This is a genomic window from Pseudomonas sp. GV105 (assembly GCF_003058185.1).
Lineage (GTDB): Bacteria > Pseudomonadota > Gammaproteobacteria > Pseudomonadales > Pseudomonadaceae > Aquipseudomonas > Aquipseudomonas veronii.
The window spans coordinates 175,837-199,368 of the sequence record NZ_QBUF01000014.1; the positions used below are offsets into that span (position 1 = coordinate 175,837).

General features: G+C 60.1%; 20 protein-coding genes and 1 pseudogene. 7 read left to right on the forward strand and 14 right to left on the reverse strand.

Annotation, left to right across the window (positions count from 1 at the left end; translation table 11 throughout):
• Positions 1 to 30: 30 nt before the first annotated feature.
• The 4 genes from rfbD to rfbB are packed head-to-tail and all read right to left on the reverse strand — an operon-like array spanning position 31 to position 3,405.
• Positions 31 to 912, reverse strand: a complete 882-nt coding sequence (rfbD, locus tag C8K66_RS24940) for a dTDP-4-dehydrorhamnose reductase (protein WP_108526221.1) — start codon at positions 910 to 912, stop codon at positions 31 to 33.
• Entirely contained in the window at positions 909 to 1,454 is a 546-nt protein-coding gene (rfbC, locus tag C8K66_RS24945) for a dTDP-4-dehydrorhamnose 3,5-epimerase (RefSeq protein ID WP_108526223.1), read from the reverse strand. Before rfbC ends, rfbD begins: the two co-directional genes overlap by 4 nt.
• A complete protein-coding gene (gene rfbA / locus C8K66_RS24950; protein WP_017848550.1) occupies positions 1,451 to 2,326 on the reverse strand; it encodes a glucose-1-phosphate thymidylyltransferase RfbA in 876 nt (291 codons plus the stop codon). Before rfbA ends, rfbC begins: the two co-directional genes overlap by 4 nt.
• Complete coding sequence (rfbB, locus tag C8K66_RS24955) at positions 2,323 to 3,405, reverse strand: dTDP-glucose 4,6-dehydratase (RefSeq protein WP_046385036.1); 1,083 nt, start codon at positions 3,403 to 3,405, stop codon at positions 2,323 to 2,325. Before rfbB ends, rfbA begins: the two co-directional genes overlap by 4 nt.
• A gap of 152 nt (positions 3,406 to 3,557) precedes the next feature.
• Here rfbB and C8K66_RS24960 point away from each other — a divergent pair, with 152 nt between their 5' ends.
• From C8K66_RS24960 to C8K66_RS24975, 4 genes are all read left to right on the forward strand, one after another.
• Positions 3,558 to 6,467, forward strand: coding sequence for an aminotransferase (locus C8K66_RS24960; protein ID WP_108526225.1), 2,910 nt, complete (start codon positions 3,558 to 3,560; stop codon positions 6,465 to 6,467).
• A gap of 120 nt (positions 6,468 to 6,587) precedes the next feature.
• Positions 6,588 to 7,694 (forward strand): agmatine deiminase, encoded by a 1,107-nt coding sequence (gene aguA / locus C8K66_RS24965; protein ID WP_079442641.1) that lies wholly within the window; start codon positions 6,588 to 6,590, stop codon positions 7,692 to 7,694.
• Between the two features lie 234 nt (positions 7,695 to 7,928).
• Complete coding sequence (locus tag C8K66_RS24970; protein ID WP_017848546.1) at positions 7,929 to 8,144, forward strand: hypothetical protein; 216 nt, start codon at positions 7,929 to 7,931, stop codon at positions 8,142 to 8,144.
• A gap of 587 nt (positions 8,145 to 8,731) precedes the next feature.
• Entirely contained in the window at positions 8,732 to 10,018 is a 1,287-nt protein-coding gene (locus C8K66_RS24975) for an OprD family porin (RefSeq protein ID WP_046385033.1), read from the forward strand.
• 73 nt (positions 10,019 to 10,091) lie between these two features.
• Here C8K66_RS24975 and C8K66_RS24980 read toward each other — a convergent pair whose 3' ends face one another.
• From C8K66_RS24980 to C8K66_RS25025, 10 genes are all read right to left on the reverse strand, one after another.
• On the reverse strand, positions 10,092 to 12,221 hold the full coding sequence (locus C8K66_RS24980; RefSeq protein WP_108526227.1) for a M48 family metallopeptidase: 2,130 nt from the start codon (positions 12,219 to 12,221) through the stop codon (positions 10,092 to 10,094).
• A gap of 216 nt (positions 12,222 to 12,437) precedes the next feature.
• Entirely contained in the window at positions 12,438 to 13,232 is a 795-nt protein-coding gene (locus C8K66_RS24985; RefSeq protein WP_057005779.1) for a hypothetical protein, read from the reverse strand.
• 13 nt (positions 13,233 to 13,245) lie between these two features.
• Entirely contained in the window at positions 13,246 to 14,061 is an 816-nt protein-coding gene (locus C8K66_RS24990; protein ID WP_108526229.1) for a phosphatase PAP2 family protein, read from the reverse strand.
• Positions 14,062 to 14,098: 37 nt separating this feature from the next.
• On the reverse strand, positions 14,099 to 14,941 hold the full coding sequence (locus C8K66_RS24995) for a MipA/OmpV family protein (RefSeq protein ID WP_057005781.1): 843 nt from the start codon (positions 14,939 to 14,941) through the stop codon (positions 14,099 to 14,101).
• A gap of 72 nt (positions 14,942 to 15,013) precedes the next feature.
• Positions 15,014 to 16,048, reverse strand: a complete 1,035-nt coding sequence (locus C8K66_RS25000) for a DUF1254 domain-containing protein (RefSeq protein WP_057005782.1) — start codon at positions 16,046 to 16,048, stop codon at positions 15,014 to 15,016.
• A 161-nt stretch (positions 16,049 to 16,209) separates the two neighbouring features.
• Positions 16,210 to 17,196 (reverse strand): AraC family transcriptional regulator, encoded by a 987-nt coding sequence (locus tag C8K66_RS25005; protein ID WP_108526231.1) that lies wholly within the window; start codon positions 17,194 to 17,196, stop codon positions 16,210 to 16,212.
• A 331-nt stretch (positions 17,197 to 17,527) separates the two neighbouring features.
• The gene (locus tag C8K66_RS25010; protein WP_108526233.1) at positions 17,528 to 18,526 is read right to left on the reverse strand and encodes an NADP-dependent oxidoreductase; all 999 of its coding nucleotides are present in this window, start codon (positions 18,524 to 18,526) and stop codon (positions 17,528 to 17,530) included.
• Positions 18,527 to 18,594: 68 nt separating this feature from the next.
• Positions 18,595 to 19,464 (reverse strand): alpha/beta fold hydrolase, encoded by an 870-nt coding sequence (locus C8K66_RS25015; protein ID WP_108526235.1) that lies wholly within the window; start codon positions 19,462 to 19,464, stop codon positions 18,595 to 18,597.
• Positions 19,465 to 19,511: 47 nt separating this feature from the next.
• A complete protein-coding gene (locus C8K66_RS25020) occupies positions 19,512 to 20,300 on the reverse strand; it encodes an SDR family oxidoreductase (protein ID WP_108526237.1) in 789 nt (262 codons plus the stop codon).
• A gap of 66 nt (positions 20,301 to 20,366) precedes the next feature.
• A complete protein-coding gene (locus tag C8K66_RS25025; RefSeq protein WP_108526239.1) occupies positions 20,367 to 21,467 on the reverse strand; it encodes an alkene reductase in 1,101 nt (366 codons plus the stop codon).
• 146 nt (positions 21,468 to 21,613) lie between these two features.
• On the opposite strand from C8K66_RS25025, the gene C8K66_RS25030 reads away from it, so the two are divergent.
• From C8K66_RS25030 to C8K66_RS25040, 3 genes and pseudogenes are all read left to right on the forward strand, one after another.
• The gene (locus tag C8K66_RS25030; RefSeq protein WP_046488718.1) at positions 21,614 to 22,183 is read left to right on the forward strand and encodes a TetR/AcrR family transcriptional regulator; all 570 of its coding nucleotides are present in this window, start codon (positions 21,614 to 21,616) and stop codon (positions 22,181 to 22,183) included.
• A 583-nt stretch (positions 22,184 to 22,766) separates the two neighbouring features.
• Complete coding sequence (locus tag C8K66_RS25035) at positions 22,767 to 23,039, forward strand: hypothetical protein (protein ID WP_033896791.1); 273 nt, start codon at positions 22,767 to 22,769, stop codon at positions 23,037 to 23,039.
• 147 nt (positions 23,040 to 23,186) lie between these two features.
• Positions 23,187 to 23,435: pseudogene (locus tag C8K66_RS25040) on the forward strand (integrase); the annotation flags it as partial.
• Positions 23,436 to 23,532 lie beyond the last annotated feature (97 nt).

The following is a 23,532-nucleotide window of genomic DNA, read 5'->3' on the forward strand; positions in this document are numbered from 1 at the left end:
CATGCGCCTGAGGGTACAGGCGCATTATGCCTAGTGCTGCTGTGCAAGACACTCGCGCAATGCGTCTTGCCACAGCGGCTGGCTGACCTGCCACTGCTGTTGCAGGCGGCTGCAATCGAGGCGCGAGTTCAGTGGGCGCCTGGCCGGCGTCGGGTAGGCGCTGGACGGGATCGCTTCCAGGTCGGCGCAGGGTTTGCCTGTGGCGCGCAGGTGCTCGCCAATCGCCTGGGCGAAGCCGAACCACGACGTTTCGCCTTGGGCGGTCAGGTGATAGACACCCCAGTCGCCCGCTTGCCCGGCCTGCCAGCGCTCGATCAACGCGCGGGTGCTGTTGGCGATGGTGCCGGCCCAGGTCGGCGCGCCGATCTGGTCGGCGACGATCCGCATCTGCGGTTTTTCTTGCAGCAGACGCTGCATGGTCAACAGGAAGTTCTTGCCGTGAAGGGAGTAGACCCAACTGGTGCGCAGGATCAGGTATTCGCCCCCGACTGCCACGATCGCCTGCTCACCGGCGAGCTTGCTCTGGCCGTAGACGCCCAGCGGGTTGGGTGTGTCGGCTTCGGTGTAGGGCGCAGGTTTACTGCCGTCGAACACGTAGTCGGTGGAGTAATGGATCAGCGGCACGCCCAAGGCCTTGGCTTCCTCGGCGAGAACGCCGGGCGCGGTGGCGTTGATCGCGAAGGCCGCGTCCGGCTCGCTTTCGGCCTGATCGACCGCGGTGTGGGCCGCGGCGTTGATGATCAGGTCGGGGCGATGGGCGCGCACTTGCTGGCGGATCTGGTCGACGTGAGCCAGGTCCAGTCTGTCGCGGCCCAGCACGATGAGTTCGCCCAGGCCCAGGAGTCGTTGTTGCAGCTCTTGGGAGAGTTGGCCGTGTTGGCCGGTGATCAGAATTTTAAGGCGGCTGCTCAAGGGAATAGCTCCGCGTCCCTCAGGTCTTTGCCGTTCTGATCCTTGGCGGACAATGTCGGTGTGCCGTCCAACTGCCAATCGATGTCGAGTTCAGCGTCGTTCCAGCGAATGCAACGCTCTGCGGCAGGCGTGTAGTAGTCGGTCGTCTTGTAGAGAAACTCGGCGTAGTCGCTGAGGACCACAAAGCCGTGGGCGAACCCCGGTGGAATCCACAATTGGCGGCTATTGTCGGCAGACAGGCGCACGCTGGCACACCTGCCGAAATTAGGCGAACTGCGGCGGATATCCACCGCCACATCCAATACTTCACCCGCTGTCACGCGTACCAGTTTGCCCTGGGCGTGTTCGATCTGATAGTGCAAGCCCCGCAGCACGCCTTTTTGCGAGCGTGAGTGGTTGTCCTGCACAAACTGTGGTTGTAAACCTGTGGCCTGGGCAAAGTCCCGGGCGTTGAAGCTCTCGTAGAAAAAGCCGCGCTCATCGCCAAAAATCTTCGGCTCGAAGATCAATACACCGGGCAAATCAGTGGCGGTTACATTCATTCAGCTTCCCCTGCGAGCGTGTACAAATATTGACCGTAGCCGGTTTTGCCAAAGTACTTGGCGCGTTCCAGCAGATGGTCACGATCGATCCAGCCATTCTCGTAAGCGATCTCTTCAAGGCAGGCAACTTTCAGCCCTTGGCGGTGCTCGATGGTCTGCACATAGGTCGAGGCTTCGAGCAGACTGTCGTGGGTGCCGGTGTCGAGCCAGGCAAAGCCACGGCCGAAGCGCTCTACATGCAGGTCGCCGCGTTGGAGATAAGCATTGTTTATGTCGGTAATCTCCAGCTCTCCGCGTGGCGAGGGCTTGACCGCCTTGGCGATGTTGATCACGTCGTTATCGTAGAAATACAGACCGGTTACGGCATAGCTGGATTTCGGCTTCGCCGGCTTCTCTTCGATCGACAGGGCGCGGCCCTCTTTGTCGAAGTCGATTACGCCGAAACGCTCTGGATCTTTGACCCAATAGCCGAACACGGTGGCGCCGGACGGGCGTTCGGCCGCGGTGCGCAGTTGATCACCGAAGTGTTGGCCATGGAAAATATTGTCGCCCAGGATCAGGCACACCGGATCGTCGCCGATGAATGCTTCGCCAATGATGAAGGCTTGAGCCAAACCGTCCGGCGACGGCTGCTCCGCATAGCTGAAACGCACACCGAACTGGCTGCCATCCCCCAGCAGATTGCGGTATTGCGGCAAGTCCACCGGCGTGGAGATCACCAGGATGTCCTTGATTCCCGCGAGCATCAGCACCGAGATCGGGTAGTAGATCATCGGCTTGTCATACACCGGCAACAGTTGCTTGGACACGCCCAGGGTGATGGGGTGCAAACGGGTGCCGGAGCCGCCGGCCAATACGATTCCCTTTGTCATGCAATCAGATCCTTCATGTCGGTATTGCCCAATCGTTCGCCCTGATAACTGCCGTCCTGGACCCTGCGGCACCATTCCAGGTTATCGAGGTACCACTGCACGGTTTTGCGCAGCCCGGTTTCAAAGGTTTCTTGCGGGACCCAGCCCAACTCGCGTTCGATCTTGCTGGCATCGATGGCGTAGCGCTGGTCGTGGCCGGGGCGGTCCTTGACGAAGGTGATCAGGTCGGCAAAATGCGCGACACCGGCCGGGTGTTGCGGTGCCAGCTCTTCCAGCAGGGCGCAGATGCTGCGTACCACGTCGATATTCTTCTGCTCGTTGTGGCCGCCGATGTTGTAGGTCTCGCCGACCACGCCTTCGGTCACCACCTTGAGCAACGCACGGGCGTGGTCTTCGACGAACAGCCAGTCGCGGACCTGCAAGCCGTCGCCGTAGACTGGCAACGGCTTGCCAGCGAGGGCGTTGAGGATCACCAGGGGGATCAGCTTCTCGGGGAAATGAAACGGCCCGTAGTTGTTCGAGCAGTTGGTCAGCAATACCGGCAGGCCATACGTGCGCTGCCAGGCGCGAACCAGGTGGTCGGACGCGGCCTTGCTGGCCGAGTAGGGCGAGCTGGGTGCGTAGGGCGTGGTTTCAGTGAACAGATCGTCTACGCCGTGCAGGTCGCCATACACCTCGTCGGTGGAGATGTGGTGGAAGCGGAACGCGCTCCTGGCCGGTTCTGCGAGCGTTTGCCAATACGCGCGGGCGGCTTCCAGCAGGCTGTAGGTGCCGACAATGTTGGTCTGGATAAAATCCGACGGGCCGTCGATGGAACGGTCCACGTGGGACTCGGCCGCCAGGTGCATGATCGCCTGGGGCTCGAAGCGCGCGAGCACGGCGCTGACGGTGGCCTGGTCGACGATATCGGCCTGGACGAACTCATAGCGGCTGTTGGACGCGATGCTGGTCAGCGACTCCAGGTTGCCGGCGTAGGTCAGTTTGTCCAGGTTGAGCACTTCGTGCTCGGTGTGTTGAATCAGGTGGCGGATCAGGGCAGAGCCAATGAAACCGGCACCACCGGTGATAAGAATACGCATGTCGGGGGGCCTTTTCCTTAGACGGACATTTAGCGAATGGAGCATAGCTTGAGTTGTGACGCGGATCTGTGCAAGCGCGGCACGTTGGGGGGTTGCTTAACCCCCATCAACAATGGCGATATAGGCGCCTGATAAAAATAGAGATCCTCATCATGTTGCTTGCCACGTTGATCCATCGCACCAGCCTGCTTTGCCCGCAAGTGGGGCCCGATCAGGCTGCACACTTGCTTGAGCGGCATTATGGCCTTGGCGGCACATTGCAATCACTTGGCAGCCAACAAGACCTCAACTACAGCATCGACACCAACCATGGCCGCTTTGTTCTGAAAATCTGCCTGGGCGACTACGCCGCCGTCGAATTGCACGCCCAGCATGCCGCGCTCCACGCCTTGCAGACGCAGGACGGGTTGCGCGTCCCCCGAGTCATCAAGGCCCTGACCGGTGAGGACCTGCTGACCGTGACCGTCGACGGGCAAACCCTGCACCTGCGGCTGTTGGATTACATCGACGGCCAGCCCTTGACCCACCTGCCTCACGTGGGCCGCGAGGTCATCGCAGGCTTCGGTGACTTGTGCGGGCGGATGAGCCAGGCGCTGGCCGATTTTGCGCATCCGGGCCTGGAGCGGACCCTGCAATGGGACCCGCGCCACGCGCAGGAACTGATCAGCCACCTGCTGGCGACCCTGCCAGACCTGCCCCACCGCGCGGCATTGGAGCAAGTCGCCGAGCAGGTCGGTGAGCGCATTCGGCCCCTGGCGGATCACTTGCCGTGGCAAGCGGTACACATGGACATTACCGATGACAATGTGGTCTGGCAGCGCGATGCCCTGCGTCATTGGCAGATCCAGGGGGTGATCGATTTCGGCGATCTGGTGCACACCTGGCGCATCGCCGACCTGTCGGTGACCTGCGCCGCCTTGCTGCACCATGCCCAGGGCGATCCCTTTGCCATTTTACCGGCAATCCAGGCCTGTCACGCCGTTACGCCGTTGCAACGCGAAGAACTGCAGGCGCTATGGCCGCTGATCGTCGCCCGTGCGGCGGTGCTGGTGCTCAGCAGCGAACAGCAGCAACGCCTGGACCCCGATAACGACTACCTGTTGAAAAACGCCGAGCATGAGTGGGAAATTTTCCAGGTTGCAACGTCGGTGCCGTTTGAATTGATGGAGGCGGCGATCCTGCTCTGTGTCGGGCAGACGCTGCCACCGATCGCCAGCGAGGGGTTCGCGCCGCTCTTGCCGGGGCTGGTGGGACGCGAGTTCGCGCTGATCGACCTGGGAGTGCTCAGCCCACACTTCGAAGCGGGTAATTGGGAACAGCCGGGGATTGACCGACGCTTACTGGACGAGGCTGCGGCGGTTCACGGGTTGGCCGCCAGTCGCTACGGCCAATACCGTTTGTCGCGCACCTGCCCGGACAGCGCCACGGAACCGCAGACGTTCCCGCTGCATGTCGAGTTGCACCTGCCCCACGGTACAGCGGTGGAGGCGCCCTTCGCTGGGGTGCTGCGTGTCGGTGCCGATGGCTTGCTGTGCGTGCAGGATGGTCCGTTGAGCCTGCGCTTGTGGGGTGTAAGCACCTCATTGAGCGCGGGAGCGGCGGTGGTGGAGGGGCAAATACTGGGCGAGGTCCATGCCCCCCTGACCGTGCAATGGTGCCGCGCCGACGTTGAGCCACCGCTGTTCTGCACGCCGAGCCGGGCGTCGGCGTGGCAAGCGCTATGCCCGTCACCCTCGGTGCTGCTGGGGCTGGCCTGCGATGCCGAACCCGAGCTCGACCCCCAAGCCCTGCTGGCGCGACGCGATGCCAGCTTCGCGCGCTCGCAGAAGCACTATTACGTCGATCCGCCGCGCATCGAACGAGGCTGGCGCAACCATCTGATCGACATGCAGGGGCGCTCCTATCTGGACATGCTCAACAACGTCGCCGTGCTCGGCCATGGTCACCCCCGCATGGCGGCGGTGGCGGCGCGGCAGTGGTCGCTGCTCAACACCAACTCGCGCTTTCACTATGCGGCGATTGCCGAATTCTCCGAGCGCTTGCTGGCGCTGGCGCCGGACGGCATGGACCGGGTCTTCCTGGTCAACAGCGGCACCGAGGCCAATGACCTGGCCATCCGCCTGGCCTGGGCCTACAGCGGCGGGCGCGACATGCTCAGTGTGCTGGAGGCCTACCACGGTTGGTCGGTGGCGGCGGATGCGGTGTCCACGTCGATTGCCGACAACCCCAAGGCCCTGAGCAGTCGTCCGGACTGGGTTCACCCGGTGACCGCGCCCAATAGCTATCGCGGTGAGTTCCGCGGGCAGGACAGCGCGCCGGATTACGTGCGAAGTGTGGAACATAACCTGGCGAAAATCGCCGCGAGCCAGCGCCAACTGGCCGGTTTCATCTGTGAGCCGGTGTATGGCAATGCCGGGGGCATCTCCCTGCCGCCGGGCTATTTGCAGCAGGTGTATGCGTTGGTGCGCGCCCAAGGTGGCGTGTGCATCGCCGATGAGGTTCAGGTGGGTTATGGCCGCATGGGGCATTTCTTCTGGGGCTTTGAAGAGCAGGGCGTGGTGCCCGATATCATTACCATGGCCAAGGGCATGGGCAACGGTCAGCCGTTGGGGGCGGTGATCACCCGTCGCGAGATTGCCGAGGCGCTGGAGGCCGAGGGGTATTTCTTCTCGTCATCGGGGGGTAGCCCGGTCAGTTGCCGGATCGGCATGGCGGTGCTGGATGTGATGGAGGAAGAAAAGCTCTGGGAAAACGCCCAAGTGGTCGGCGCGCATTTCAAGGCGCGGCTGGAAGCCCTGATCGACCGTCACCCGTTGGTCGGCGCGGTTCATGGTTCCGGCTTCTATCTGGGCCTGGAGCTGGTGCGCGACCGGCATACCCTGGAACCCGCCACCGAAGAGACCACACTGCTGTGCGACCGCTTGCGTGAGCTGGGGATTTTCATGCAGCCGACCGGTGATTACCTGAACATTCTCAAGATCAAGCCGCCGATGGTCACCTCCAGACGCAGTGTGGATTTCTTTGTCGACATGCTGTCGAAGGTGCTGGACGAACAGTTGTAAATAATCGATTGTTATCGATTAAATGCTGTCATATTTATCGACTATGTTGTTTTGATGCTTTTAAGGCCGATTTTTATCGGTTATAAAGTCGGCCTTCACCCTTTCGGAGCCCTGATCGCCATGACCACCCTGCACAGCACACCTCGCGCCGATGGCTTTCATATGCCTGCCGAATGGGCGCCACAGACCCAGGCCTGGATGATCTGGCCCGAGCGCCCGGACAACTGGCGCCTGGGTGGCAAGCCGGCGCAGGCCGCGCACGTGGCGGTGGCCAAGGCTATCGCGCGTTTCGAGCCGGTCACCGTGGCGGTTTCCGCCGGCCAGTACGAAAACGCCCGCGCCCGCCTCGACGTGCCCAATATCCGCGTGGTGGAAATGTCCAGCGACGACGCCTGGGTGCGCGACACCGGCCCGACTTTCGTGATCGACAACCGTGGCGAAGTGCGCGGCGTGAACTGGGATTTCAACGCCTGGGGCGGTTTTGACGGCGGCCTGTATGCGCCGTGGAACCGTGACGCGCAGGTCGGCGGCAAGATCCTCGAGATCGAGCGTGCGCCGCGCTACCGCACCGAAGGGTTTGTGCTGGAAGGCGGCTCGATTCATGTCGACGGCGAAGGCACCCTGATCACCACCGAAGAATGCCTGCTCAACCGCAATCGCAACCCGCATCTCGACCGTGCAGCCATCGAGGCTGTGCTGAGCGCCAACCTGGCTGTGGATAAGATCATCTGGTTGCCAGACGGCCTGTTCAACGACGAAACCGACGGCCATGTGGATAACTTCTGCTGCTATGTACGCCCGGGCGAAGTGCTGCTGGCCTGGACCGACGACCCGCAAGACCCGAACTACTCACGCTGCCACGCCGCCATGGACGTACTGCAAAGCAGCACCGATGCCCGGGGCCGCTCGTTCACAGTGCATAAAATGCCGATTCCGGGGCCGCTTTATGCCACCGAAGCTGAGTGCGCGGGTGTGGACCCGGTGGACGGCAGCCAGGAGCGCAACCCTTCCGTGCGTCTGGCCGGTTCCTACGTCAACTTCCTGATCGTCAACGGCGGCATCATCGCGCCGAGCTTCGACGACCCGCTGGACAACCAGGCCCGCGAAATCCTGCAGAACCTGTTCCCGCAGCACGAAGTAGTGATGGTGCCGGGCCGCGAACTGTTACTGGGTGGGGGCAATATCCATTGCCTGACCCAACAACAGCCTGCCCCGCAGAAAAACTGAGTGCGGTTGTAACAACGTCGGAGCGACGACCGGGCGCCACTCGGTTCTAGCGTTCACAGCAAGCCCGCGGCCCCGTAAGGCCGTGGGCTTTTTTGTGTCCAACTGCCTATAAATACTGCACATTGGCATAGCTTTTGTATTGGTATTGTCACAGTGGCCCACGGTGATGACTGCGCAGTTCTGTCATAAACCTTGAGTAAGTTAGCGGCTCACGCAGTAGGAGAGAGCGCTGAAATGAATGTCGATATCAACTTGATGCACACGCGCACGTTCCACCCCGTGCGAGTCAACAGTGACGAAATCCATGCGCTGGCGCTCTGGTTGAAGGCACATGGCTCACGGCAGGTCAGGCAGCCGCCTGATTTATTCAGTGTGATGAGTGAGCGCTACCCGGCAGGCTTGTTCAGCGACGAAGAAATGCACGCATTGTGCGAATTGATGAATAACTGAGAACTCGCCGATCAACCATCGGCGAGGGAGCACGTTCGCCATTGCGGTGTGCCCTTCACTGAATAAGTGATTGAGCTATACCTGTCGCGAGCAGGCCCCCGTTTAAAGTCGGTTCAGTCTTAGAAACAGCAGGTTCCCCTCACCATGATGTGACGACAGATCTTCGGGCTGAATCTGCGTCACATGGCTCGCTTAAGCGCATAAGACCTTACTTGAAAATAATGACAATTATTTGCATTTGTGCGCGTGCCTGTTCCCACGCGTTCGACTTATAAAATATGTTAGTGAGTCCGTATTTTTTCTGTATGGATAAGATTTCCAGGCGATGGCCGAAGCGCTGTAGGCCGTGGCTTAGAATTTTTTTGCCTAAATACAGACGATTAGCGAAATTGACACATAGTTCAACGCGAGACTAGCATTGCGTCCAACGCCTGTGGCTAACAGCCATGACTCAACCAATAAGAAAAGGCCCGCGGCAGTTCAGTCGTCCGCGGGCTTTGTTTTTTTCGGAAAAAGTCGACACCAAAACAGCAATACGGAGCCTGGTGTCATAGCGCGTACTCAACCAGTAATAAGGAATATAAGAAATGTTGAAACAACGGATGAGTCTGATCGCTCTGGGGATTTTGAGCGCATCGACAGCCATGGCAAACGACCAGGAGCAATCCAAGGGTTTCGTTGAAGACAGCCACCTGAACATCGCCGCACGTAACGCTTACATCAGCCGTGACTACAAGAATGGCAAGCAAGACAAAGCCGAATGGGGCCAAGGCTTCATCGGTAAGTTCGAGTCCGGTTTCACCCAAGGCACCGTCGGTGTGGGTGTGGACGTGATTGGCCAGTACGCCATTCGCCTGGACGGCGGTAAAGGCCGCAGCGGCGCGGGCGGTATCGACTTCTTCAAGCAAGGCGACAGCGGCTCGGCCGCCAACGACCTGGCCAAAGGCGGCGCGGCGGTGAAGTTCCGCCTGTCCAACACTGTGCTCAAGTACGGCGACCAGTTCCCGAACGTGCCCGTGCTGGCTTACGACAACTCTCGTCTGTTGTCGGAAACCTACACCGGTACCTCGATCGTTTCCAAAGAGATCGAAGGTCTGCAACTGGATGGGGGCCACTTCACCAAGGAAGCGCGTAAGAGCGCTGAAGGTACCGACAGCGGCCGTCTGAAAAGCATCGATTACATCGGTGGTAGCTACAAATTCACCGAAAGCCTGTCGGCAGCGCTGTACGCCTCCGACATGCAGGACGTGCTGAAGAAGCAATACGTGAACGTCAACTACGTACTGGCCCTGCCGGAAAAGCAGTCGCTGACGTTTGACTTCAACGGCTACAAGACCAAGCTGGATCGCAGCTTCGCCCTGGAAAACCAAGGTGATGCAGACGCGCGCGACAACAAAATCTGGAGCCTGGGCGCCACGTGGGCTGTTGGTCCGCACAGCTTCACCGTCGCTCACCAGCGCAGCACCGGCGACACCGGCTACCTGTACGGCGGCTACCGCAACGATGGCGGCATCGGCGACGGCGGCAACACCATCCTGCTGGCCAACTCCTACTGGTCCGACTTCAACGGCAAGGACGAGCGTTCGTGGCAAGCGGCCTACGGCATCGACTTCGCTACCTTCGGCATGCCTGGCCTGACCTACAACGTGGCCTACGTGCGCGGTACCAATATCGACGACGGCAGCGGTCGTGGCGATGGCACCGAGCGTGAAATCTGGAACCAGTTCAAGTACGTCGTTCAGAGCGGCCCGGTCAAAGACCTGAGCCTGCGTGCTCGTGCCTCGTGGTTGCGCGTTTCCAACAACGCCAGCAACTACAACGTAGGCGGTAACGAATTCCGCCTGTTCGCCGACTACCCGATCAACGTTTTCTAATTGATCCGGCGTCGCGCCTGATTGCAGGCGATAAAAAACCCCGACTGGTTCGGGGTTTTTTTATGTCGCGGGTTCAGTCCTGCCGGTTTTGCAGAATCTTGCGGGCGAGGGATGCGTTGACGTAGTCGGTCATCAGCGTCAGGCCTTCATAGGGTTCGATCTTCTTGTTGTCGATGCACAACTGCGCCATCTGCAACAGCACCTGACGTTTCTTGCGGTTGACCCGCGCACCGGGTACGCCGAATGCGGTTTTGCGCAGTTCGGGCAACGGCGCCTCGGGCGTGAGTTCGACGGTCACCCAGATGCCTTGGACAAACTGCAGCGTGACAGTGGCGATGTGTTCGATGGGCAGCGGTTGCGCCAGATTGGCAAACACGAAATGTTCCGGCGTCAGGCGCAACGCGGTCTGCGGCGCGCGTTTGAACCGGCGGATGCCCAGCCACAGAAATATCAGCGCAATGCTGGCAATCCCCGCCCCGGCACCCACGGCGGACAGCGCCGTGCCTTTCAAGCGCTCCGGGGCAAGCCAGGGCTCGCTCATCATCGCCAGCCCTAACAACATAAACGGCAGCGCCAACACCGCCATTAACACGGCACGTCGGCGACCGCCTTCGTGCAGGGCATGTTCGCCTTGCGCCGAGGCGGCCAGGGTTTCCAGCAGATGAGTGTGAGCGGTGTGTTCGCAGGCCGCTGCGGCGATCAGGTCGTGGGACAGTTGCTCACGCAGCGGGTGCGCCGCGCTGAAAAGGGCATCGATTTGCCGGCTCGCAGCCTCTGCGTCCACGCCACGGGTGGCGCTGTGCATGGCGTCGGCCCAGGGCACACGCAATGCGTGCAGGCGCTCGCCGTTGGAGGGGTGGGAATCGGTCGGGTGGGGTTGATGCGTTTCCAGCGCTTCGTCGGGTGCCTGCAATTCTTGGCCTTGCAACGCGGCGAGGGCGGCGTTCAGCACATCGCCCTCAACGGGGGTGTCGCAATGGGCCAGTAGCACGTCTTCCACAGGCGTCTGCAACACCGATATGCGCAACAGCGCCGAGGCTACTGCCGCATTGCCTGCCAAGCGGCCACCGGCGGCGTCGGCCAGCAACTCGCGCTCACGGCTCCAGCGGTTCACCGCATGATCGAAGCGCTGCATGAAAAACACCCCGAACAGGAACGACGGGCGCATCAACCAACCCTGGATCAGATCGCTGTTCATCATGGTCTGCGCCAGCGTCTCCAGGCTGCGGCTGACGCCATCGTAGATCGGCACAAAGCGCAGGCTGTACTCGGTGTCTTCGCCGACAAAATGTGCCAGCTCATGGCCGATCACGGCGTCGACTTCCTCGCGGCTCAGCAACCCCAGGTACAGCAGCGGCACATGCAGGGTGCGCCCGTGCAGCGGCGTTTCAGCGGGCCGCACCGTGGCGGGGCTGGAGGTCACGTAAAAGCCCAGGGCGAGGCTGACCACAATATGATCCGGCGGCAACGCGCCCAATCTGTCGGCCAACTCGCGCACCTGGCGCCATAACCCGGGCGCCTGTTCAGCCGTCACCACCCGGCCGAACATCTCGAGCGGCGTGGGCTCGAACATCACCAGCATATGCCGCAGTTGTTTGAGCAGCAGCCAGATCGAATACAGGCAGATTACCGCGATTACCCCCAGCCACCCCATCAGCTTGACTTCGCCCCGGCCCAACCGGCCGATATGCCACAGCGCCAGGCCCTCATAACTCAGCACCAAGGCGAGCGTCGCCGCCATCGCCACCACCTGGCTTACCAGTACGTAGGGCAACAACCGGCTGCCCAGGGAAAATACCTGCAGCAACTGTTCTCGCGACTGCTGCGCGCGCCGCCCCGCCCATTGCGTACCGGCCAGCGCGGCCACGCCGATCGCCGCGGCGAGCAGTCCGAGCCCCATCACCCAGGGTGCCAGCGTGCGCAAGACGCGATTGAGTTGGCGCGCGGTGGGCAGCTCGGCCTCGATTCGCGCCAGTCGGGAGAGAAACTGCTCCGGGCTGAGGGCGTCACTGCCCACCGTAATGGGCACCGTCGGATTTTCTTCCACCCACCTCTTCAGCACGGGCTTCATCACGTTGACATAGGCTTGGGCTTGGTCGGGAACCTGTGCGCCCTCGGTGGCGCGCTGCAATTGCCATGCTCCAACGCCGGCCAGCAGCAGGGGAAAAATGATCAGCAGGAAAATCAGTTTTATGGCGTTCATGGGAGTCCGTTCGCAACGCAGAAAGCGAACGTTTATACCGAAGAACACGTGGGCTGGGCGAGAGGAGCGGTCTTCCCGGGCGTTAGGAAAAAGCGCCGCGGGAAGGAGGAGGGCTCTGTAGGCTAGATCGTCAATCCTGAAACACTTTGACCTGTCAGCGGTCGAGGCGTTTGGCGTGGAGCTTGCTGACTGTTAACCATGGGCGATGATTTGTCCTCAGAATCGCCCACTGATACCCAACAGCGGCCCCTTCTGGACAATGTCGTAGACAAAGCCATCGTGACGATAATCAACCCCCATGGCCCGGTAGCCGAGCACCGCTGAAAACCCGGGTGAAAACTCCCAGCCTGCCAGCGCTGCCAGGTCCCAGTCTTCCCGGGACTGCCCGGTGCCCACCATCCCCCAGGATGACAGCCAGAATCGATCATTCACTGCATAGTGCCCTCGCAGGCCCGCCATGGCGTCTGCCCACGTCGCATTGTCAGAGCCAGAGGAACCGCCAGCCGGCCCACCATGCAGGCGGATGGTGGTGCCGCTGTACCAGACGCGCACGCCACCCGCGACATCCAACCGACGGCTTTCATCACCCAACACCGTGTACCCGCCTCCCAGGAACCCGGAGGCGGTCTTGCTTTCCACCTCAAGTTTGGACGCGGGGGCGTCCGCCGGCAGACGGTTGCGGGTGTCGGTGTCGATGTACATCAGGTCGGCGAGTACGCTGTATGGGCCGCGTCGCGCCTCGCCCATCAGCATCGCCGACATATCCACAGTGCGTGCGATATCCGCGAAATCGGACTTTATAAACTGGGTTCCGGTGCTGCTATGGCCCACATGTCCGCGAATGCCGGCGCCCCACACGTAAGGCCCACCGTTGAAGGTCCAGCCATCGCCGTCGGCCGCCATGGCCCTTGTTGGCAAACCGGACGCGGCTACCGCCAAGGCGCCAGCCACCAATGCCAGGCGTGCATGTTTGCGCCGCAACGCCGAGCGTGGGTTGTCGCTGTGCATCATGGTGTTTCTCCGGTCAATGCTGAGTCAGCGAGAGCGCCACACCCTCGGCCGCACAGTCCTCTGTAGGCTTGAGCCCCGCTTTTTGAGCGGCCTTGACCTCTTCCTTCGCGGCCGCCAGGTCCGCCAGGAACATCGGATTACTATGCAAACTCGCCACGGTCGCAGCCCCCATGATGCGGCCTGCGTCCACATCGCTCTGCCAATGAGCATCGCAGATGACCCGGCTCTGGCCGAATGACAGCCCGCGAGTCATCAATTCAGTGGCGCGTGCGGGTTGAATCTCGGCCAGCAACAGCCCCCAGGCCCAACCGGCAGCGGAGTGGCCGGACGGCCAGGAGCCATCCGTGCGCAGCAACGGTTCCATGTCTTTACGACAGGTTCCTTCGTTGTGCGCCACGAATGGGCGGGTGCGGTTGTAGGCGTTTTTCCCGGCATAGGTGGAACCGCCCGCATCCGTCAGGGTGCGCTGCATCAAGGTATAAAGATGCGGTGTGTTTTCTTCGGTGATCGGTGTGCCCATCGCGCAGGAAAATGCTTTCGCCGGACCCGGAAATGACAGCTCGGCATCCGCTGCCGCGAGTTTCTCCCGGGCCGTACCTCGCAGCGACAGCGCCGCTCGGCGTGCTTCCTCATCCCGCGCGAGCGCTGCAGAGTCGGGCTTTGGCGGGGCGCCAAGCAATGCCAGGCGCAGTGGCAAGTCGGCCGAGTCAAGATAGCCCGGGGCGAGTTTGAAGTGAGGGTCCGTGACCTTGGTGACAGCATCGTCGGCCAACACCAGCCTGGAGCAGAGCAGGCCGGCCAGCCCCAGTTGCTTTTGTATTGTTTTCATCGAGGATTCCCTTATCTATCCCGGAATTGCCGGCTGATCAAAACCGGTAGAGGGCGTTCAGATAGGCGCCTGCGCCCACTTTTTCGCCCGTCAGCGGGCTGTTGCGGGCATCGGAGACCAGGGCGTAGGTCTTGACGCCGCCTTCCAGTGCCAGTTGTGGTTGCCATTGCCAGGTGAGGCCCAGTTTCAAGGTCACGTCGCGCATCCCGCCACCGGGGTGGTATTCGTCGAACCGGGTGCGTGCAGCCTGTTGGGCGGTGACACCGAAGCGCGCCATCATGTCGTTCTCGTTGCTCCAGGTGCCGTACAGGGTCGAGTCCAGGGTCAATGTCGAAGACAGTGCGTAGGCAGTGGCCACCCCGGCCTCCAGATACGCGGTACGCCCCAGGCTTTGCCCACCGTAATCACGGTTCTGGGTTGATTGCAGGCCTCGAACGAACAGGCGACCGGCCGGAAGCACCCAATACGCTTCCGCCCCGACCAAGGCCGTGCTGTCCAGGTTGCCCATTCCCCTCAGGTAGTTATCCCGACCGTCTAGGGTGTGGATTCTTTCCTTGCGCCCCGGGTCGTAACCCATCAGCAGAGCCACGCCAAAAGGAGAAAGCCCCGGCAAATCCCAGCGCAGTCCGTCCGGGAAAGCGGCGGTGAATTTGCCCCAGTTTTCGGTAGGCAAGACCGCTTTGAATTTCAGTGAAGGGAATGCGGCATAGTGTGAAGCGCCTTCGTACAACGGGCCGACGGCCAGCCCGCCGCCGACGGTCACGGAGGGTTCGTTTGAATCCTCCGCGTGTGCAGGCAATACCATCGCAAGTGCGAGTGTCGCACCGGTAATGAGCGTTACCGGATGCTTGAGAAAGTTTGAACCACCGATGGTTGTCATTGCGTCTCTCCTATGCGGTAAAGCCAAACTTATTGGCGTTTTTATTTAGTTATAAAGTTTGTAGATTTTTAATCAGCGCGTGACTGGCTGCGGCTTCGGGAAGCTCCATTGGCCATTCAGTATTTGTTCGCTTGGCTGATAAAGCCTGACTGTGTAGTTCCAGCCGGGTGGAGTCGGCAGGCAATTCGCGATCTTTGCGTCGCAGCCACCGAACTGAATGACAATCGAGCCATCCTCACTTTTCTTGGCGGTGAGGTTGTTCAACGAGTAAGCGTCCTGAGGGTTTTTCTCAAAGTAACCGTCTGCGTTATAAACACTCACGGACCAGAAACTATTCACCGGAACATCCCCGACTTTGAGCCGGTACACAGTGTTGCCGTTGTTCTTTGGCATCACCCCGCCCAGGTAGATAGCGTCCTTGGCTGGGTTTCCGCCCCACCCCGTCGCAGTGCCGATCAAGTGATGGATCGGGTTGACCGCGCCCTTGGGCCCAAAGGACTGGTTGTAGTCGGGAATGGTCGAGCCCAGGACGGCCAAGGCATCACGTACTTTGGCCTGGCTGGCCTGGTCCCACTTCGGTACGACGAACTCCCCAACCTTGGCTTGGCTGACCGTGATTGCGTCCTGCAGTGCATGCACTGTTTCAAGGTCTTTGCGATCGGAGGGGTCGAAGAACGTCCGCACCGCCACAAACACATAACGTGTGCCGACAGCCTCTTTCGTCAGCGTCCGGCGACCGGCGCCGTAAGTGACGATGGGTACGTAGTGATCTTCATTGATCACCGCCATCGACATGAACCTTCCCCCGGCCTCGGGCAAGGTGATCGTGACGGGGCCTGCATCGAGATCGAACACCGCCGATGAATAGAGCGTGTCCCGATTCATCCGCACCACATTCTGGGCATCGATTGGCACGGCTTCGCGGCTGTGAACAAAGCGGCCCAAACTGCCAGTCGCCACCATTTTTCCCAAGTAGAGATCGGACTCGGCACGCACGAAGTTATCTACACCCACCGGTATTGCCGCGTCCGAGGATGACTGGGCGTTCGCGCTTCCAAAAGCTGCCAACGCCATGGCGAAGATGCAGGCCGTGGATGAAGGGGACATGTAAACCTCTTGGTTTTATAAGTTGGCGTTAATTTTTTGACTGTATAAGAACGCCTTGGCACAAACTTGCCATTTGGTGCCAAAAGCAAAGCGAGCGCGCACGCGAAGGCCATCCCTGAACGGGGCTAAAGAGTTGGGCAAGCAGGCGTCAGGAGGGGAGGTTAACGATCGTGTTTCAACAAGATGGAGCGATAGCGCGACGGCGGGCTCCCGGTCCAGCGCTTGAAGGCACGCGTGAAGTGCGCGGGATCGCTGTAGCCGACCATATAGGCAATCTCGGTTGCGCTGTATTTACCGCTGGCCAGTAACTGAAATGCTTCGCTACGACGTGTCTCGTCACGTAATGCGTCAAAGTCGATGCCGCAATGTTCGAGGCGACGCTGCAACGTTCGGGGCGACAGCCCGATCGTTCGTGAAATAGTCGCAAGTTTGGACAGTTCCTGATCCGCTATCTGCTTGGCGAGCACGTCAGCTGTTTCAGTGGTCGACTTCAAGGCTTGAGTGGTTTTCCAGGCAATATCCCGAGTGTAGTGCAGGGGAATTTCAAGCAACTCACGATCGAACTCGATCATGTTGTACTCAGCGTTCATGTGGAGATTCGGGCCCAGGTATTCTTCAAGCGCCTCGTCGCCTCTTTCTCTTGGGTTCTTTAGATGTACGCGTATGGCGCCGGGCTCGCCGGACATGAGCGGCACTTTTCTGAGCACCACCAGGCTGGCGGTAATGACTTGCTTCGGATCAGCCCCGTGCTGCCCGTTAAAGTGGTGGATGAGTTTCGTCGTGCGCCCTTCGGTGACAATGTTTACTTCTCCTCCTTGATGCAGTAATTGCGTATGGACTGCCGCCATTGCACACGCCTGAGCGAGGCTGGTGGAACCCAATATCAATTCGCCCCATGCACCGAGTGAGCGCACGTCGGTCAAATGCCCCACAGACGCACCGGCGAAGGGGTCCTGTGCGATAGCTGCCATTTCGTTGGCGATATGAAAGCAGGCCGCTCGTGGTACCCAGGCATCCGGGTTTTGAAACACGTGAGGAGAGATACCAAAACGCCGAAAGAACTCCAGCGGCAACACGCTGCGCATGCTCAGATAGGGGGCTATTTGTCGAAGAGTGCTGAGTTTGATGGCTGGCGCAGCATTCGTCATGGGGGGCGCACCTGTTTTTAGAGGCAATCCACTTGAAACCGTCTGGGTGCGCGGGGAAATACGTGTGGAACTTCTGCTGAAGTCGCGCTGTTGAAAGCACAGTAAACATGATGGTCGAATCGGCGACAAGATCATCGCTTTTCGACATTCGCCCCCTTTCCCGTTACTGCTCAAGCATCAAGCTACGCCAAATGATTATCGGCGCTTCTACAGGTGCAACTTGCGGTTGCAACGGCGCCTGTGTGTGCGGTGGCGGTTCCTCTGGTTCAGGCGCTGGGGGCTGATACTTGGCGGCGTGCGCGTTATCGACTGACATATTGTTGGAGTGCGCTTATTGGAGAGTGATGATGACTTTGCCTTTTGATCTGCCCTGCTCGACGTAGCGCAACGCCTCTGCCGTCGATTCAAAAGGGAAGGAACGATCAATGACCGGTTTGATGACACCAGCTTCGATAAGCGAGCTGATTTTTTGCAGTTGTGCGCCGCTGGCCCGCATAAACAGAAATGCATAGTTCACCCCGTGCTTGCGGGCTTTTCTACGAATACCGCTGCTCAGCAGGCGCATGACTTGTCGCAGCATCCAGGACAAGCCTTGCGCTTGGGCAAAGGCTGCCGTCGGTGGCCCGGAGAGGGAGATGAGCTGTCCGCCGGGCTTGAGAACCTCGACCGATTTCATCAGCACATCCTTGCCCTGGCTGTTCAATACCAGGTCGAAATCGTGTAATTCGCTCGCAAAGTCGTGCTTCTTGTAGTCGATGACCACATCCGCCCCGAGCGCCTTTACCCATTCGACATTCGCCGTGCTGGTGGTGGTCGCAACAAAAGCGCCGAGGTGTTTGGCGAGCTGGATGGCAAACGTGCCGACACCGCCGGAGCCGGCATGAATCAACACCTTCTGGCCTTTTTTCAGCTGGGCGGTCTCAACCAACGCCTGCCAGGCCGTCAAAGCGGCCAAGGGGACGGACGCCGCTTCGGCCATGTCCAGGTTCGAGGGTTTCAGCGCGAGCGCGTTTTCGTTCACGGCGATCAGTTCGGCAAACGTGCCGATCCGATCCTCGGGAGGGCGTGCATAGACTTCGTCTCCCGGGTTGAACCGCGTCACCGCCGAACCTGTGCGAACGACCACCCCCGCCAGGTCGTTGCCCAAGACCAATGGAAATGTGTAAGGCAGGATCAGTTTGAATTCGCCGGTTCTGATCTTCGAGTCCAACGGGTTCACGCTCGTTGCGTGCACCTGGATCAGAACGTCATGCACACCGACCGCAGGGTCGGGCACTTCGCCAAGCAGTCCGTTCTGCTTGCCGTAGCGGTCGATAAAAAATGCCTTCATGTTGCAACGCTCTTGTCGGTGGAATGAGAACGGGGCGCGGCCCCGGCAACGTTGATGCGATGAGACGTTCAGGCGTCGAGGAACGCCAAGGCCTTGCTCACGAAATCGCCAGGGTGCTGGAAAATGCTGCCATGCCCGGCGTCCGGGTAAATGACCAGTTGCGCGTCGGGGATTCGCTTTGCCAGCTCAAGCGAGTTGACCGTGGGCACCATGATGTCGTTGTCGCCGTTGGCGATCAGCGTCGGCATCTGCAAGCGCCCGAGGTCTTGCGGCGCCTGCCTGCCCCACGCAGTAATGGCTTTTAATTGCCGAAAAAACGCACGGGGTGTCGGGCCTTTGTCCCGGTCTTGCTGGCGTTCTTTCAGCCGTTGCAAATACTCGGACGCGGCGCGTTGTCCGTTGGCCGTGCCGGTAAAGAACAGGTAGAACTTGGGATCGCGTAGCGTCAGCAGCCCCTTGAGCATCAACGGCCAGGTCACCGAGCCGACGTTGTCGATGCCTGTGCCGCCGGCCGGTCCGGTTCCGGTGAGGATCAGCCGGCGCACGCGTTCGGGGGCTTTCAGGGCGATGTCTTGAGCGACGAAGCCGCCGAGTGAAAAGCCGAGCAGGTCCACCTTGTCCAAACCCAACGCACGGATAAAACCGATGCCATCGTCAGCCATTTCACCGACGGTCAACGGCGCGGCGCCACCCGAGCCACCGATACCACGGTAATCGGTGGTGATGACACGCCGGTTTTTCGCCAGACCGTCAATGATCCTGGGGTCAAAGTTATCCAGCACTGCCCCCCAATGGTTGAACATGACCAGCGGAACCTGCGTTCTGGGGCCCAGATCGCGGTAGGCAAAAGGTATCCCGCCCACCAGAACCGACTGGTTCGCCGCGTGGATAAATGACGACGGTGAACCGGGATGATTGCTGCTAGCCAAAAGAGTCATGTTTATTCCGTGCGATTGCGGAGCGAGGCCGACCTGCTCGACAGGGTTCAGACTTCAGTCAAATAGCGCGGCGCCACGACGGACTGTCTGATCTGCGACAAAAGACCCTGACGTGCGGTTTGCAGGGCATCCCAGCGCTCGCCTTCTTGCAGCGGCGGAATGGTCACCGGTTCGCGGCGATCGAAGCCGACCAGTGCGGCATCGACCAGGTCAGCCACTTCCATGACTTCGCTCAAGGTGTTGATGTCGATACCGGCGCGATCCCAGATCTCCGTGCGGGTGGCCGCGGGCAATACGGCCTGCACATAAACGCCCTGAGGTGAAAGCTCCAGGCTCAGGCCTTGGGAAAGGAACAGCACAAACGCCTTGGTCGCCCCGTAGACTGACATACCAAACTCAGGCGCCAGGCCCACCACCGAACCGATGTTGATGATCGCGCCTGCACCGGCTTTGGCCAGGCGTGGCGCGATGGCGCTGGCGAGTCGCACCAGCGCAGTGGTGTTGAGGGCCACCAGTTGCGCCACGCTGTCGGTGCTTTGCTCGATGAAGCTGCCGGACTGCGCGGCACCGGCATTGTTGACGAGGATGCCGATGCGAGCGTCATCCCGCAGGCGCGCTTCGACGGTGTGCAGGTCGCCGAGTTGAGTCAGGTCGGCCGCAAGCACTTCAACGGTGACGTTGTGTTCGCCACGCAACTTTGCGGCGAGCGTTTCCAGGCGCGCGTGGTCGCGGGCAACCAACACCAGATCATGCCCGCGTTGGGCAAAACGCTCGGCGTAAACCGCGCCGATGCCAGTGGAAGCGCCAGTGATGAGAACGGTAGGGTAAGTTGTCATGATGTCAGCTCTTTATCGGGAACATGGATTGATGCACGAATAAAACCGGGCTCGATCAGCCAGTGCTCAGTTCGCGCGGGTGCTGGATTCGGCAAGCGTTGGGTAGTCGATGTATCCCGCCGCGCCGCCGCCGTAGAGCGTGGAGGGGTCGAAGGCGGACAGTGGCGCAGCGGTCTTGAGCCGCTCCACCAGATCGGGGTTGGCGATAAACGGGCGGCCAAAGGCGATCAGGTCGGCCCTATCGTGCGCAAGGCGTGCGGTGGCCAGGTCCAGGTCATAGCCGTTGTTGGCGATGTAAGTATTCTTGAAGCGCTGGCGCAAGGCGTCGAAATCAAAGGGCGCCACATCGCGTGGCCCGCCGGTTGCGCCTTCGACGACGTGCAGATAAACGACGTCCAGGGCATTGAGTTGATCGACGATGTAATCGAACTGAGCCTGCGGATCACTGCTCGATACCCCATTGGCCGGCGAGACCGGCGAAAGGCGAATCCCCGTGCGATCAGCACCGATCTCGGCGGCCACCGCGGCTGTCACTTCCAGCAGCAGGCGCGCACGGTTTGCGATCGAGCCGCCGTAGGCATCAGTGCGCAGGTTGGCACTGTCCTTGATGAACTGATCCAGCAAATAGCCGTTTGCACCGTGGATTTCCACACCGTCGAAGCCTGCCGCAATGGCGTTTGCCGCCGCTTGGCGGAAATCGTTGACGATGCCTGGGAGCTCGTCAATTTCCAGCGCGCGCGGCTCGGAAACGTCCTCGAAGCGATTGTTGACGAACACCTTGGTCGCCGCACGCAGCGCGGAAGGGCCTACCGGCGCCGCGCCGTGCGGTTGCAGATCCACGTGGGAAACTCGGCCCACATGCCACAGCTGCAGGAAAATCTTCCCGCCCTTGGCGTGTACGGCATCGGTCACCTTGCGCCATCCCTCTATCTGAGCCGCTGTGTAAATACCTGGCGTGTCCTGATAGCCCTGCCCCTGCTGGGAGATCTGCGAGGCTTCGGAAATCAGCAACCCCGCACTGGCCCGCTGGCTGTAATAGGCCGCAGCAAATTCACTCGGTACAAAACCCTTTCCGGCGCGATTGCGCGTCAGTGGCGCGAGAACCACGCGGTTCGACAGCGTCAGAGCGCCCAGTGTGTAGGGGGTAAACAGGTTCAAGTCGCTCATGGGTGTGTGTTCCGTGCCCGTTGGTAAATGGTCATCTTGCTTGCGATTAGGATGATGATCGAAATCTAAACTGTCAACGGTTTTGATTATGGTCGACATCTATGTATCATCAGCCGATGAATTTCAGCGGTAGAGAGGTATCGAACATGCGAGTGTCCAAGGCTCAGGCCCAGGCAAATCGGGAGCACATCGTCGAAACGGCGTCAGTCGTGTTTCGCGAGCGCGGCTTTGACGGAGTCGGCGTGGCCGACCTGATGGCCGCCGCCGGTTTCACCCATGGCGGTTTCTACAAACATTTCGCTTCAAAGGCCGACCTGATGGCCGAAGCCTCGGCCAACAGCCTTGCTCACTCACTGGCCAACGCCGAAGCATTGAGCGTGAAGGACTTCATCGATCTGTACGTCTCCAGGGAGCATCGCGACAGACGCGCCACGGGTTGCACCATGGCAGCGCTGTGCGGTGACGCTGCGCGTCAATCGGGCGACTTGAAATCGGCATTCGCTGAAGGCATCGAGCACATGCTGCAAACGCTCGGCGAAAAATACCCGACCGGCCCGGATGCGGCGCCGGGTGAGGCAAGGCAGAAAATGATCGACCTGCTGGCACGCGCGGTCGGCGCGATCACGCTATCGCGCGCCTGCCCTGACGACTCGGCGCTGGCGGATGAGATTTTGGCGGTGTGTCATGGGCAGATGATTGAGTCGTTGTCGGAGTAGTTGGGGGGGGTGATGGTTTTGGGGGGCAGGACTTGTTCGCTCACTACTCTCCCCTCAGTAAACGCCCGTTCACCGCTGAAACAACAAAGCCCTCGCATTTCTGCGGGGGCTATGTTTTGTATGGTGGCACCAGACGAACGGTATGTTTCGGCGAGAGTAGGTTTTTCGGGCATCTGGAGTTCGCTGGAAAATTCGGCGTACCCCAACTGGTAACTATAAACAAATCAGCTAGTTATGGCGTTCGGTGGAATCGAACTCGGGATTTTTTAGCTGTCAGCACGTTGTCGGTCTGCAAGTAATTCAGAGCCGCATACGGAATGGTAAACCTCCCGAATTCGAACGTTGTTGATCATCCCCTCCGTCGAGAATAGGTAGGAATCCGCCAAAAGCTGCCGTGGCGACAGGCAGCAGACGGCCAATAGCGGTCGCCCAACTGCTTCACCCTCGCTTAAGGACCAGCCAAGTGATATACCGCGCTTGGGTCTAATGCATGACACAAACAGGCAGTCTCATGATGCGATTCTCAATTTATAGCGGATTGGTTTTGGTGGGCTACTCGGCGCTCGATTACGGAGATCCCCCGATGGGCGTTGCTTTCGGCCAATTCGAACCTGCCGATGGGTACGCAGCTATCCAGAACCAGTGCTCCACGAACCATCACGACCAGACCGTTCTGGATCTTTCTGTTCAGACCGAAGCGGGTCTGGTCATTCCATGTGCGGGTCTGGCCATCCTGGATTACTCCGAAGAGCTCGCGCCACCGTGCATCGAAGTGAACATTTTCGGCATTCCACATCCGCTCTATGGCGAGCTGTTTCCTCAGCACGTCACCCTGTATGAGCGTCAATTCAGCTAATCGGAATGTCCCGCCGATGTCCGCTTCGGGTTGTGGACTCAACCGGCCATTAGCTGTCCTTCACGAAGGGCAGCTTTGGGTCGACTAGCGACCTCCACGCATTGCGACTGATCCACCCTTGTCCTTCCTCAACCTGGAGGACAAGCCATGAACACTATCGCTTTACATCGCCATCAGCCTTGGAACAAGGGAAAGCTTGTAGGGCAGAAAGCCCCGCTTCGAGTCAGAGATATCTGGGCTATTCGAGTCAGGCTTCAGCTCGCGGAGAAGACACGGGATCTGGCTCTCTTCAACTTGGCCATCGACAGCAAGCTGCGTGCCTGTGACTTAACCAAGCTACGAGTACGTGACATTGCGCATGGGGAGCATGTTTCGTCACGGGCCATCGTGATGCAGCATGGACTTGCCCCTACCAGACCGGACACCAACTCCCCGTTAAATTGATGCTGCTGCCAAACGCCTAAACTCTCTCGGCGACCGATATTTCAAGGCG